The sequence below is a fragment of the Acinetobacter sp. P37 genome (assembly GCF_057480965.1).
Genome location: NZ_JBLIYY010000006.1, coordinates 88,625 through 102,188, shown reverse-complemented (window position 1 = coordinate 102,188; position 13,564 = coordinate 88,625). Strand labels below are relative to the sequence as shown.

At 41.2% G+C, this 13,564-nt stretch carries 16 protein-coding genes; 10 read left to right on the top strand and 6 right to left on the bottom strand.

Translation table 11 applies throughout. The features are described from left to right. The first annotated feature begins 18 nt into the window (after positions 1 to 18). The 8 genes from glyQ (at position 19) to AC25JC_RS07260 (ending at position 7,109) form a co-directional block, all read left to right on the top strand. Complete coding sequence (glyQ, locus tag AC25JC_RS07295; protein ID WP_180105942.1) at positions 19 to 1,002, top strand: glycine--tRNA ligase subunit alpha; 984 nt, start codon at positions 19 to 21, stop codon at positions 1,000 to 1,002. Beyond that, positions 1,002 to 3,071: a glycine--tRNA ligase subunit beta gene (gene glyS, locus AC25JC_RS07290; RefSeq protein ID WP_180115913.1), complete on the top strand. Its 2,070-nt coding sequence runs from the start codon at positions 1,002 to 1,004 to the stop codon at positions 3,069 to 3,071. Before glyQ ends, glyS begins: the two co-directional genes overlap by 1 nt. A gap of 107 nt (positions 3,072 to 3,178) precedes the next feature. Beyond that, complete coding sequence (locus tag AC25JC_RS07285; RefSeq protein ID WP_180115914.1) at positions 3,179 to 3,652, top strand: hypothetical protein; 474 nt, start codon at positions 3,179 to 3,181, stop codon at positions 3,650 to 3,652. 235 nt (positions 3,653 to 3,887) lie between these two features. Beyond that, positions 3,888 to 4,244 carry a DUF3060 domain-containing protein gene (locus tag AC25JC_RS07280; RefSeq protein ID WP_180115915.1) on the top strand — a complete coding sequence of 119 codons (357 nt, stop codon included), beginning with the start codon at positions 3,888 to 3,890 and terminating at the stop codon, positions 4,242 to 4,244. A gap of 106 nt (positions 4,245 to 4,350) precedes the next feature. Continuing rightward, the gene (locus tag AC25JC_RS07275) at positions 4,351 to 4,740 is read left to right on the top strand and encodes a hypothetical protein (protein WP_078189759.1); all 390 of its coding nucleotides are present in this window, start codon (positions 4,351 to 4,353) and stop codon (positions 4,738 to 4,740) included. A 352-nt stretch (positions 4,741 to 5,092) separates the two neighbouring features. Continuing rightward, the gene (locus AC25JC_RS07270; RefSeq protein ID WP_486923774.1) at positions 5,093 to 5,740 is read left to right on the top strand and encodes a hypothetical protein; all 648 of its coding nucleotides are present in this window, start codon (positions 5,093 to 5,095) and stop codon (positions 5,738 to 5,740) included. A 260-nt stretch (positions 5,741 to 6,000) separates the two neighbouring features. Further along, positions 6,001 to 6,489, top strand: coding sequence for a hypothetical protein (locus tag AC25JC_RS07265; protein WP_180024513.1), 489 nt, complete (start codon positions 6,001 to 6,003; stop codon positions 6,487 to 6,489). 110 nt (positions 6,490 to 6,599) lie between these two features. After that, on the top strand, positions 6,600 to 7,109 hold the full coding sequence (locus AC25JC_RS07260) for a hypothetical protein (protein WP_180093233.1): 510 nt from the start codon (positions 6,600 to 6,602) through the stop codon (positions 7,107 to 7,109). A gap of 82 nt (positions 7,110 to 7,191) precedes the next feature. Here AC25JC_RS07260 and AC25JC_RS07255 read toward each other — a convergent pair whose 3' ends face one another. From AC25JC_RS07255 to AC25JC_RS07240, 4 genes are all read right to left on the bottom strand, one after another. Beyond that, a complete protein-coding gene (locus AC25JC_RS07255) occupies positions 7,192 to 7,572 on the bottom strand; it encodes a hypothetical protein (RefSeq protein ID WP_180115917.1) in 381 nt (126 codons plus the stop codon). Positions 7,573 to 7,673: 101 nt separating this feature from the next. Beyond that, positions 7,674 to 8,627 carry a 2-hydroxyacid dehydrogenase gene (locus AC25JC_RS07250; RefSeq protein ID WP_486923773.1) on the bottom strand — a complete coding sequence of 318 codons (954 nt, stop codon included), beginning with the start codon at positions 8,625 to 8,627 and terminating at the stop codon, positions 7,674 to 7,676. A 97-nt stretch (positions 8,628 to 8,724) separates the two neighbouring features. After that, positions 8,725 to 8,916, bottom strand: a complete 192-nt coding sequence (locus AC25JC_RS07245) for a hypothetical protein (protein ID WP_078189765.1) — start codon at positions 8,914 to 8,916, stop codon at positions 8,725 to 8,727. A gap of 124 nt (positions 8,917 to 9,040) precedes the next feature. Further along, positions 9,041 to 10,312 carry an alpha/beta fold hydrolase gene (locus tag AC25JC_RS07240; protein WP_486923808.1) on the bottom strand — a complete coding sequence of 424 codons (1,272 nt, stop codon included), beginning with the start codon at positions 10,310 to 10,312 and terminating at the stop codon, positions 9,041 to 9,043. 116 nt (positions 10,313 to 10,428) lie between these two features. On the opposite strand from AC25JC_RS07240, the gene AC25JC_RS07235 reads away from it, so the two are divergent. Further along, complete coding sequence (locus tag AC25JC_RS07235) at positions 10,429 to 11,205, top strand: class I SAM-dependent methyltransferase (protein WP_486923772.1); 777 nt, start codon at positions 10,429 to 10,431, stop codon at positions 11,203 to 11,205. A gap of 15 nt (positions 11,206 to 11,220) precedes the next feature. Beyond that, positions 11,221 to 11,793 (top strand): hypothetical protein, encoded by a 573-nt coding sequence (locus tag AC25JC_RS07230; protein ID WP_373685863.1) that lies wholly within the window; start codon positions 11,221 to 11,223, stop codon positions 11,791 to 11,793. 78 nt (positions 11,794 to 11,871) lie between these two features. On the opposite strand, the gene AC25JC_RS07225 is transcribed toward AC25JC_RS07230, so the two are convergent. Both AC25JC_RS07225 and AC25JC_RS07220 read right to left on the bottom strand, forming a co-directional pair. Then, positions 11,872 to 12,282: a GFA family protein gene (locus tag AC25JC_RS07225; RefSeq protein ID WP_180084744.1), complete on the bottom strand. Its 411-nt coding sequence runs from the start codon at positions 12,280 to 12,282 to the stop codon at positions 11,872 to 11,874. A gap of 73 nt (positions 12,283 to 12,355) precedes the next feature. Continuing rightward, positions 12,356 to 13,561, bottom strand: coding sequence for a TIGR03862 family flavoprotein (locus AC25JC_RS07220; protein WP_486923771.1), 1,206 nt, complete (start codon positions 13,559 to 13,561; stop codon positions 12,356 to 12,358). Between the last annotated feature and the right edge of the window lie 3 nt (positions 13,562 to 13,564).

Genomic DNA, 13,564 nt, shown 5'->3' with positions numbered 1-13,564 from the left:
AATTTTAATGGATGCTACATGAGTCGCGCCATATCGCATATTGATACATTTCAAGGCTTAATTCTTGCCTTACAAAACTACTGGGCTGAACAAGGTTGTGTAGTGTTACAACCTTACGATATGGAAATGGGTGCAGGGACATTCCACACTGCAACTTTCCTACGTGCTTTAGGCCCTGAAACTTGGAACGCGGCTTATGTTCAGCCTTCTCGTCGTCCTAAAGATGGCCGTTATGGTGAGAACCCGAATCGTCTACAACACTACTACCAGTTCCAAGTCGTGTTGAAGCCAAACCCAGACAACATCCAACAGTTGTACTTAGATTCATTAAAAGCCATTGGTATTGATACCCTTGTTCACGACATTCGTTTCGTGGAAGACAACTGGGAATCTCCAACACTGGGTGCTTGGGGCTTAGGTTGGGAAGTTTGGTTAAATGGTATGGAAGTGACTCAGTTCACTTACTTCCAACAAGTCGGTGGTGTTGAATGCTACCCTGTAACTGGCGAAATCACTTACGGTCTAGAACGTCTAGCGATGTACCTCCAAGGTGTAGACTCAGTTTACGATTTAGTTTGGACCAAAGGTCAATTCGGTACAGTGACCTATGGCGATGTGTTCCACCAAAACGAAGTTGAACAATCCACTTACAACTTTGAATATGCCAATGTTGAAAAAATGTTTGACCTATTTGACTTCTATGAAGCTGAAGCAACTCGCTTGATGGAAGCTGAACTTCCACTTCCTGCATACGAACAAGTGATTAAAGCATCGCATAGCTTTAACTTGCTTGATGCACGTGGCGCAATTTCAGTAACTGAACGTCAACGTTATATTTTACGTGTACGTACATTGGCTCGTGCGATTGCGCAAAGTTATGTTGCTGCGCGTGCGAAGCTGGGCTTCCCAATGGCAGAACCTGCTTTACGTGATGAAGTATTAGCTCAGTTAAAAGCACAAGTTGAAGCTGAAGCAAAAGTAGAATCTAAGGAGAGCAAATAATGTCTAAACATACAGTATTGTTCGAATTAGGCTGCGAAGAACTTCCACCAAAAAGCTTAAAAAAATTACGTGATGCGCTTCATACAGAAACGGTAAAAGGCTTAAAAGACGCAGGTCTAGCATTCGATTCAATCGAAGCATATGCAGCACCACGCCGCCTTGCACTTAAAATTGTGAATGTCGATGCTGCGCAAGCCGACACTCAAAAACGTTTCGACGGCCCTGCGAAGCAAGCAGCGTTTGATGCCGAAGGCAAACCGACTAAAGCACTTGAAGGCTTTATGCGCGGTCAAGGCATTACGGTTGATCAAGTTTCAACTTTCCAAGCAGGTAAAGTTGAAAAAGTGTGCTACTTAAAAGATGTAAAAGGTCAAAGCCTTGATGTTTTACTTCCTCAAATTTTACAACACGCTTTAGATAACCTACCTATCGCAAAACGCATGCGTTCTGCGGCAAGCCGTACTGAGTTTGTACGTCCTGTAAAATGGGTTGTGTTGTTGAAAGACAGTGATGTAATTGAAGCAACCATTCAGGATCACCAAGCAGGTAACGTGACTTATGGTCACCGTTTCCATGCTCCTGAAGCAATTACACTTGTAAATGCCGATGCTTATCTTGATGCCCTGCGTACTGCAAAAGTGATTGCAAACTTTGAAGAGCGCCAAGCCATCATCGACCAACAAGTCAAAACTTTGGCTGATGAAGTAAATGCCATTGCGATTGTCCCTGCGGACTTACGTGACGAAGTAACAGCATTGGTTGAATGGCCAGTTGCGCTTCGTGCAAGCTTTGAAGAACGTTTCCTTGCTGTGCCGCAAGAAGCACTCATCACGACGATGCAGGACAACCAAAAATATTTCTGCTTAGTGAATAGCGACAATAAACTTCAACCTTACTTCATTACAGTGTCAAACATTGAGTCTAAAGACCCGACTCAAATTATTGAAGGTAACGAGAAAGTTGTACGTCCTCGTTTGTCAGATGCTGAATTCTTCTTCTTACAAGATCAAAAGCAACCGCTTGCATCTCGTAAAGAGAAACTTGCAAACATGGTCTTCCAAGCAGAACTTGGCACACTATGGAACAAGTCTGAACGTATCGCGACTTTGGCTGTTGCACTTTCTGCAATCACTGGTGCAAACCCAGCAGATGCTGAAAAAGCTGCACTCCTTGCAAAATGCGACTTAACCTCTGAGTTGGTGGGTGAATTCCCTGAGCTTCAAGGTATTGCCGGTACTTACTACGCACGTATTGAAGGCGAAAATGATGAAGTCGCTGAATCTTTAGGTGAACAATACTTACCTAAATTTGCAGGTGACCTTTTACCTAAAACCAAAACAGGTACTACGCTTGCGCTTGCTGACCGTTTAGATACATTGACAGGTATTTTTGGTATTGGTCAGGCGCCGACAGGTTCTAAAGACCCGTTTGCACTACGCCGTTCAGCCATTGGTATCTTGCGTCTTGTGACTGAAAATGATTTAGATGTTTCGATTGAAGATCTAATCAAACTTGCACTTGCTGCTTATGGCGATGTATTAAAAGATCACGATAAGACTTTGGCGGATGCTGTTGCATTCCTTGAAGGTCGTTACCGTGCGAAATACGAAGACCAAGGCGTGGCTGTAGATGTGATTCAAGCTGTTCAAGCACTTTCTCCAAAATCACCACTCGATTTTGACAAACGTGTAAATGCGGTAAATCATTTCCGTGACCTCCCTGAAGCTGCTGCACTTGCTGCTGCAAACAAACGTGTTGCCAATATTCTTGCGAAAGAAGCTGCGCCTGAAGGTGCTGTGGTTGAAGCAAACTTGGTTGAAGATGCTGAAAAAGCATTGTTCGCTGAACTTGCAAAAATCACACCTGTAGTTGAGCCGTTATTTGCTGCGAAGGACTACACTGCTGCCCTTTCTGCACTTGCTGCACTTCGTGCGCCAGTCGATGCATTCTTTGACGGTGTAATGGTGATGGCAGATGATGCTGACCTAAAAGCGAACCGTTTACGTATGCTTGCACAGCTTCGTGACTTGTTCACGAAAGTGGCTGATATTTCGGTACTTCAACACTAAGTTTAAGTATTCATTAAAAACCCGCTTTAAAGCGGGTTTTTTTATGCCGTTTGAAATCTAGGTAAAATCCTGTTAGAAATAGCGGGATTTTTTGATAAGAACAATATATGAAAAATATTACAGCTAATCATCCTTACCGCCCAGATCTCTATCTTTTTATCTTACATGCAGTACTGATGGCATGCAGCTTTTACCTTTGGAAGGTTTATCCATACATTCCAAACAAGCCAGATATGGGTGCTTTATTCTTTTTGATTATTTCTGTTTTGGGTGGATTTATTGGAATCATCATCGTTGCGGTGACTTTGCCCAGATTAGACCGCACTGTGCGTTACTTAACGCTTTCAAAATTTGTTTTAAGTTTGGTGTATTGGTTGTCGAGCACAACCATTTTCGTTTTATTTGGCAGTACTAAATTTATATTCAATAACCCCCTTGTGTTATTTGTCTTTGTTTTTCTATTTTTTAGCAGTCTGTATTTTTCAATAATTCGTGTTGCTGATATGCGTAAGAAAGATTGGCTCATTATCGGTGGAGTATTGGGTGGCCTTGTGTTGTTGTTCTTTTTGCCAAAACTTTAATCGCTAAATAAACCAGCTAAGGCTTCATTGTATATTTAGGATAACGTACTGATAATTCAATGAGACGGTTTGAAACATTAGATAAATCACCAAGCGAAATCACTTCTTAATACATCAATGTGAAAAAGATCTGGCATTGCACTCAATATCTCGTTTTAAATAAAGATGAATAAAACTTGAGCAAATAAATCTCGGCATGCTAAAAATAACTCAACCTGAATAAAATGAAATACCGATGATGAATAAAAAATTACTTAGCTTTGGACTATTGATTCTATCTTTTTCTTCTGCAAATGCTGGAACGGAAATGACTCATTCCCAAATCAGCATTTCTTCACCCGATACCGTTGCAAGTTATGATTGCGCAGGACGCTCAGTGAATATTCCTGCTCCAGATAGCCGTATTACTCTAAAAGGCAGTTGCCCGATGATTACGGTTGCAGGTCCAAATACGACGGTCTATGTAGAATCAGTCAATAAAATCAATATTTATGGACCAAATTCGAAAGTCTATTATCAAAAAAGCACCCATCCATCACGCCAAGTCAGCATCAATGCCGTTGGTCCAGGAAGTGCGGCCTATAAACGTTAAATATTAAGTAAATGAAGTTGAATTGAGGCTTAAGACTTAAATCTATAGCCAATAATTCACCAATTCCCTATACTCAATCCAACAACACTCAACAAGAATGAAACTTATGAAATTGAAAGCATTCCTTTTGACTGGTCTTGCGGGTCTAACACTTTCTGCATGTACATCTGCACCAACAATTCCACAACTTGAAACAGGTGTATTACAAGAAGTTCAAAACATTGATGTCTACCCAGATACCACAGATAACAAAGCAAAACTGACTAAATTTGTAGATAAATGCGTGATTGAATTTACAGGCAATTTAGAAGAAGCAAAATCGGTTGAACAGTGGTCATTTAAAGGCTTAACCCTTATTTCAGGTGGTACAGCAACCTTTGCCAAAGATGGTACAAGTTCAGCGCACAATTTTGATTTAAATGCGGCGGATGTACAAAAGAACTTCCTTGCATTACGCGGTCATTTTGCAAAAGATGCGCTTACACAATGTGAATAAATAATAAAAACCATATCTCCAAAATGGAGGTATGGTTTCATTTTTCGTTGAATCTTGAACCATAATCTGTTCAAACCCATAATTTTTAATCATGAAAATCGTAACTAGAACCACACCACAGCAACGCGCAAAACACACATAAGCCACTGTATTTTCATAAAATTACAATACTGCATTAACTTAACCAAGTTTCCACACTTCAAACTTCCGCGTATCTGAGCTGTTATCGCATTGTGTGACTTATCGCACAAAACCACTTTTTGCTTTTTTTTACTCTTAAGATGTCCTCTGCTCCAAAAGCGCTAATGCTGAGTGCAACAGCAGCGTTCAATAAAAGAGGACAAATGCAAAGATGAAACCTTTATTTAAAACAACACTGATCACCGCAGCATTATTCGCAACCACTCCACTATTTGCGAACACCGCAGTAGAAGCCAATGCGAAAGTTGAAACACAGCAACCGTCTGTACTGCAAAATCTAAAACAAGACATTAATCAGTCTGCGCATACAGCGGGTGACAAAATTGAGAAAGGCGTCGATAAGACCAAAACCTTCACCCAAAAAAAATGGCAAGACACCAAAGAATTCAGTGCAGACAAAAAGCAAGATGCTAAAAATAAATGGGCTGACCTAAAACAGTCTAAAGATGAAAAATCAGATGCAGCGAAAGCCAAGATCGATGCCAAAGCTGAGCAAAATAAAGCTAAGCTTGATGAGCGTAAAGCACAGCTCGATGAAAAAGCTGCAAAAGACAAAGCAAAACTCGATGAACGTAAAAGCAATGTCGACAATAAAGTTGATCAAACCAAGAGCTATTTAGGTGAAAAAGCTCAGGAAGGTCGCCAATTTGCCAGTGAAAAATGGCAACAAACCAAGGCGAATTTCCAAAAAGGTCAACAAGCCAATGTGAGTGGCAGTAGCAATGTACAGTTGCAAACGCCTGTCGCACAAGCTGAAGTCCATAGCTCACATGAAGCCAGCTTAGGTGCTCACAAATAAATAAACTGGCTTTCATCCCCTCTCCTCCAGAGAGTAGGCTCACCCTTCGGTGGGCCTTTTTTACCTTATGCAAAATACAAACGTGTACAAAGCTGTCATTTGCTGTATTGATTTTGCTACGGCAAGTTTTTTTCGCTGCAATTTTTCCTATAATGCGTTAAAACCGTTCATCAGATAGAAAATCTATAAAATTCAGAGGTGAAGCTGTGAAGATTTCATTAAAAGCAACGTTATGCCTAAGCTTAATATTCACGACACCCATGCTTTGGGCACAAGAAAACACAACAGCGCAAAGTACTGAGCAACAAGCGAAAAAACCTGTGAGCCCTTATGGCGATAATCCAAATTTATTGCATGTGTGGGCCTATAAAGCCCAAGAAGGCGTGGTCGGTGCTGCTAAAAATATTGGTGAAATGACTGAACGTGGAATTTCTAAAATTAAGCCTTCGGTTGACCAAGCTTGGGACAATACGAAAACTGCTACTCAAAATACAGTGCAACAGGTTGATCAGGGCGCACAGCAAGCCACTCAAAACGTCAATGAAAAATTGAAACAAACCCGTGAAAATATTACAGGTAAAACTAGCCAACCTGCGCCCATTAGCCAACAGTCGTTGAGTGAACCGTCTTCAGGAAATACGATCAATACGGCTCCGAGCAACAATGCGGGGCAAAATAACAATCAATATCCTCAAAGTAGCTATCCTTCGAGTTCGACGTCTACAACCTATCCTGTGACTGATTTATAATTTAACACTACATTTAAAAGCTCAACTTTGGTTGGGCTTTTTTAAAACCAAAATTGAATGCTTTTGGTCTTTGGCCTATGCCTATAAAAACAATGAATTAATGAGAAAAAATGCGAATTTTATTTGGTATCTTGCTTGGCATTCTGCTCTGTGTTGGCTCTGTGATTGGCTTACAACGTTTTCCACAATTGTTGAAAAGTTATCCACAGTTGCAAACTATTTTTCCCCAATTGTACGATTCATACCAATATAACCATGATGCCGAAGGTAAATTATTACAAACCTTAGAGATGCTAGATGACGAAGAATACAAATCGACTGAAGGCAATGAAGCGACACTGTATCAACTCGATGGTCAATGCAAAATTAATCTTTATCTTTTTGGTGAATCCAATCAATCCCTAACAAGTTTCTATTTTCACAATGATCAGATTTTACGTGCCTATGAGACAAATTTGATCTACCCAAATGGTGGCTTTAATCCTGTACCCAATACCAAAGAGCCTTTTAAACTCGAAAAAAGTTATTTACGAATCATGATGCCAAACAGTATCAAGACTGAACTTGAATTTGAGCGGATCAAAAATCATTTCAATGCTAAATTTTTGAAAAATTGCTAGAAGCTTCCTTTACATATTCTCTAAGATCTACCTAGCGAATAGGTGAATTTCATCAACTCAAATTTAGCTATTAAATTAAGCATTAAGGAGCAGGTTTGAGATATCGCCTACGTACAAACGATGCTGTACAGATTTGAATAAGCATCAACAGGCAAAATGGATAGTCAACCCAGACTGATAAACGATCAATATGCGCAACCTCTCCAAAGACGGAAAAATAGACCTGTCCCACAATAATAGGCACTACAACAAGCCATAGCCCCCAGTACCAATAGCGATTTAAAAAATCAATAAGCGCCAAGACGAAATGCGCAATAAAAAATACCGAAACCAGCACAACTTGTAAGGTCGGCATGAATTTATGAACTTCAAAATCAGGATTCTGGAATAAATAATTTTCACTGATATTTAGTACATAACTGTACCATGCCCAAGTAATGCATGCGGTAAAGAGAATCAGCATGCAAAATATTCTTAAACTTTTTTTATTGGCAAGATCGACCTGCATAGACATCCCTATTTATATGGAGCATTGTTCAAAAATAATGTTCCTTAAACTCGATTTTAATTGACCTGCCGAATGACCATTCCCGCTTTAAAGGCTTCTACATTTTCCACCAATTGCTGCACAATGCGTTGTCGCGCATCGACGCTTCCCCATGCACTATGTGGAGTAATAATTAAATTTGGAATACTTGGGTCGAGCAGCACATTACCCTGCTTGGGTGGCTCAACCGTCAAGACATCGGTTGCTGCGCCTGCGATCGTCCCTAATTTTAATGCCTCGGCTAATGCCGATTCATTAACCACACCACCTCGTGCACAATTGATCACAAAGGCCGATGCTTTCATTTGAGCCAAGCTTTCATGATTGAGTAAATCACGGGTTTCCTCTGTTAAAGGACAATGCAAACTGAGAAAATCGACCTGCGCTAACATCTCAGAAAATGCCACACGCTCAGCTGCCATAGGTCGATTCGGTAGCGCGCCAATCATAATTTTCATGCCAAACGCTTTAGCCAAATGGGCCACGGCTTGCCCCAATTCGCCATAGCCGACAATCCCCAAAGTCTTACCAGCCAACTCAATAATTGGAAAATCTAGTAAGCAGAACTGATCTGCTTTTTGCCAATCTCCCTGTTGGACCGCCCGATCATACTGTCGAAATGATGTCGCCAAGTTCAACATTAACATCAAGGTATGCTGTGCGACCGCAGCGGTGCCATAAGCTTGGCAATTACACACCACGATGCCTTGTTGTTGTGCTTGTACAAGGTCAACATTATTGGTGCCAGTAGCAGAAATCAAGATCAGTTTTAATTGCGGATTGAGCTGCATATGCTCAGCATTGATGTGTACTTTATTGCTGATAATCACATCAGCCCCTTGTATGCGCTGAGCAACCTCTGCAGCCGTTGTTGCTGGATAGAGTGTCAATTCATCAAACTGTGCTTCTAGTCCGCTAAAATCTAAGTCCTGTTTATCTAGAGACTGATAATCTAGAAATACCGCTTTCATGGCTGCTTCCCTTCTGGCCGATTATAAAAATTCGATTGTGGATGATTAAAACCTGTGATGCACCAAAGTGCAATCGAACAGCATATAAAAAAACCCGCTATTTCGCGGGTTTATCGAGATGATGTTGCAATGAATTTCGAATTTTGAGTATGACATAAATGGTCAGTATCGTAAGTAACAACATACTGCTGCTAAAAATCAGTATGCTTGAACTAACCCCCTGTGCATAGGCTGAACCCATGGTCAGCACTAAGATGAATAATACAGCAAGCATCTGTGTTGAATGCATACTGATACCCCTCATATTCCTTATGATGATTTAGGTGGTATGATTGTTTTTTATACTACCTTTCTTTCATCATAATCCCTTCCTACAAATTAGCAAGCTTTGGATTTTCAAACAAATGCCGAGCTTAAATCTGTTCGGGCTGCACCACGAACTGGCAAGATTCATCGGCGTTTTCGACAAAGAAGACTTGACCAAATTCATCACTACTCAAACGCAGTTCTTTATAGTTCAGCGTGTAATAGCCCACATATTTCTGCATTAAAATCGGATGCATACCTGTCGCCAATTCATCTTGAGCTAAGACCAGTTTCATTACCTGACGGTCATTCATCACCACCATGTAACGCTCATCTTGGACTTGTACGTATACCAGGCCTGTGCCCTTCGGCTGCAAAGGAATCAAAAACTTATGGTTCAGCGCAATCACACCGGCTGCATAGCTTTCAATTTTTTGGCTAATCACATTAAACACTAAACCATGTTCAAACTGGTCGAGTAGTAGGCTACGATTTTCCTGTGGTAAAAAGGTCGTGATTCCTAACTTTTGTAGATCTTGCTCACTGACTTGTTTGTTATTAAACAATACCCGTAATAAGGTTTGTTTTTGTTTGGCATCAAAAAATTGTGGATCAAGCTGAAACGAATTGCTTTTTAAAATTTCACCCAAGGCATCTCGATGACGTGTCAGTAAATTTTCGATGACTTTTCGATAGTAGAATTTACTGTTTTTCTTAACCCGACGCATTTTTTGATAAAAATACGGCGCATCAAAAGGATGTCTTAAGAAATCATTTAACAGTTCTGAACTCGCCAACACTGCAATTGCATCATGCCCTGTGAACGGTAGATGCAACACATGCACATGCGGAATTAAAGCCTGTAATTTTTCAAAATGCGCGCGATCTTCTGGACAATAAGGATCATACACCACGATATATTCGCGTGTAGTCGATACATCTTCAGCAAGTACTCGCATATTGGCATGCAGATTAGGTTGAAAGAACATGCCATAGCGTGTATCGACAATGTCTTCAGGGTCTATGGAGAACTGTGGCACCATACTCACCACGCGCTGGAATCCAAATAAATTGGCATACTTAATGGCTGCATAGCCACCCATGGAACCACCATAAGCAATTCGCACCTCAAATTGTTCGAGGATCGGCTTGATGGCTTGATACATCGGTTGCATTGACGATGCTGGAAACCACGATTTTTGTTTCGGCATCACACCGATCACATTAAAATCATATTTTTGCAAAGACTTCTCTGCATTGATGCTCAAGCCCTTGGCGCGGGTAATCAAATCACCGAAGGAGAAAATAAGCTCACTAGAACTGCCAGGCTGAAAAATGACACGAATTTGATCATCTTCAAAAATGATGTGCTTTTCCATTGTGCTTTGCTTCAGTCCTTGTTGCGTCACGCTTTTCCTTCCTTGTTGCATTCAAAGTTTATCTTGTTCCGAATATGCTATTTTATAGAGGCCATACAGATTAAAAAGTGCAGAATATGACACATTCAATACATCCTGCCGCACAACAAGGCTTTAGCTCTGCAGCTGAACTCTATCAACAAGCCCGTCCTGACTACCCGATTGAAATCAGTGCGTGGCTACAACAACATTTAGCTTTAGCCCCTCAAGCCCATCTGGTGGACTTAGGCTCAGGTACAGGCAAATTTCTCGAGTATATTCGCTCACTCAGTGAAAATATCACCGCGATCGAACCTGTGCATGAAATGCTGCAACAATTGCAGAAAAAACATCCGCATATTGCAACTTTAGCCGCCCAAAGTGATCAGATTCCACTGCATGATCATTCTGTAGCCGCGGTATTTTGTGCCCAATCATTTCATTGGTTTGCCACCCCTGAAACCCTCAATGAAATCAGTCGTATCTTAGTTCCCAATGGTGATCTTGTTTTGATTTGGAACCAGCGTGATATCCAAGTCAATTGGGTCAAACAACTCGCTGATGTCTTGAGTGAACTCGAAGGTGACACACCACGTTATCATAGTGGGCAATGGCAAAAAGTGTTTGAACAGCAGCAAACATTTAAATTAATTGCCGAAACCACCTTTCAACAATTGCATCATGGTACAGTGGAACACGTGGTTTCCAAACGATTATTGTCCACCAGTTTTATTGCAGCGTTAAGCACGGATGAACAACAAAAACTGAAACAACAATTTGAAAATATCGTGGCTGAATCAACCCAAAAGACTGCACAGGATTTCATTGATTTTCCGTATATCACGCATGTCTATATCTTTAGAAAAACACATTAGGACACGATTATGCTCATGCCAATCTCTTTTAAAAAATTCAGTGTCGTCTTCTTCATGGGTACGGTGCTAGGACTCACTGCATGTGAAAAATCATCTAAAACGGTGGAACAAAATAGTGAAATCAGTTCCGACGATCAAATCATGAAAGAGCTAAATAGTGATCCTATTAAAAACTTTGCCAAGACCCCAGATGATCTACACGACTTAACGCTACTGACGCAATATGACGAGAGCTTTAGTCAAATTAGCGATGAGATGGAAGATGAGCTGATGAAACTGCGTGAGGAAGGCAAACTCACTGATGAATTTGCTACACAGCGTAAGCGTGACAACATCCAGTCAGCACTGAATATGCTCAAAGAACTCGAAATGAAAACTGAACAAGGCCGTTACATTCAAGGCTTGATGTACCAGTACTGGGACAATCAATCACAAATTTATCGTGAGAAAAATCAAACAGCCGATGGTGAGTTGAAAAATCCTGGTGATAGTGTCAAAGGTCTCGGTCAGTTTATTCATGCTCAAGAACAATTGGGACATTGGCAAGAACAATATCCCGAGCTTAAACATCCTGCTCAAGCTCAATAAATTAAAAGTCGAAAAATGACTTAAACAAAAAGGGTTCCACGTGAACCCTTTTTTATTTAGAAATACAACGCAAAAAAATTAAGGATGCTCTGCATATTGCGGTAAATCATCATGAATGCTTTCCCATTCTGCTTTCGAGCTGACAAATATATGGCAGACTGGTACTTGCTGTATGGGTGTATCCAGTGTTCCTATACGTAAGCGATAGTAATCCGGGGTATCGGTTTTAATACTCATAATTGGTGAACCACATTCCCCACAAAAACAACGCTGTGTGGTTGGTGAAGATTTAAACTTTTTCAATACCTGTTCACCCGACACAATTTTGAAATCTGCTTTGGCTATTGGAGCATTGGTCGCAAATGCTGTACCATTGGCTTTTCTACACCGAGAACAATGACATTGCACGATTTCACCAATCGGACCATTGATCTCATAACAAACCGCTCCACACAAGCAGCTTCCGGTATATTGTTCTTGTACGCGCATAGTGGTCTTTCTTAGAAGAATTTCATCTCAAAATATCACAACTCCTCAGCAAGATTGTGACAATTTGAAGCGCTTAGTTCTGCAAAGAAACCAGATAGTTTTGAACCCCTTCACCCGCTGCTCGACCGGTTGCAAGGCATGCCGTCAGCAAATAACCTCCAGTAGGCGCATCCCAATCCAACATTTCTCCACAGACAAATACTGCAGGATTGCTCTTCAATTGTAAGCCATCATTTAGGACTGAACGCTTCACACCACCTGCGCAACTAATCGCCTCATCTATCGGGCGAAATCCATCAAGTTGAATATTTAAGTGTTTAATTTTCGCAGCAAGTAAGGCAGGTTCATGCCACAAAGATTTATCCACCAGTTCACGGACCAGTGCAGCTTTCGCCACATCTAAACCGGCTTTACGCCAAACATTGGTTAAAGATTGCTTTTTCGAAGGCTGTAATTTCTTAGCCAATTGTTCAACACTTTGATCTGGCAATAAGTCCAAAGTCAGCTGCATTGGCTGAGCAGATTTCACTTGTTGACGCAAAGCACGACCTTGTTTGTAGATCAATCCACTTTCCAGTCCATAGTGTGAAATGATGATATCACCTTGGGTCGGTTCGGCTTGCTCGACCCATGCATTGACCCGCTTTAAAGGCTGTCCAAACACGGGCTGCATAAACTTCGACCAAACGCGTTCCACACCGGCATTACTGGCCTGAAAAGCTTCAATACACTCAGGCTGCAGCCATTTTTGCCATGCGCCATCACTGCCTAAACGTGACCAAGACACTGCGCCACATGCCATAATAATTGCATCAAAACCAAGTACTTGACTTGATTCATCAACAAGGTTTTGAATCGTTAGCTGATTGGACTGCAAGTCCAAAACTTGATGTCGATAATGAAACTGCACCCCGTCGAAACTGAGGCGTTTTAACCATGCACGTAGCAAAGGCGCAGCTTTCATTTCAATAGGAAAGACCCGACCTGATGAACCAATATAGGTTTCAATACCTAGCCCCATCATCCATTGTTGAATCCATGCGGCATCCCACTGCTTAACCCATGGACTCAGCCATTCCACTTGATCATAGCGCTGTACAAACTGTTCAACAGGTTCTGCATGCGAAATATTCAGCCCCGTCTTGCCAGCCATTAAAAATTTACGGGCTGCCGATGGTTTTTGCTCATAAACATGAATGTCATAGTCAAATTGGCTAAGCACTTCCGCCGCCATCAATCCCGCAGGACCTGCCCCAATGATTGCAATACGCTGAGTCATGCC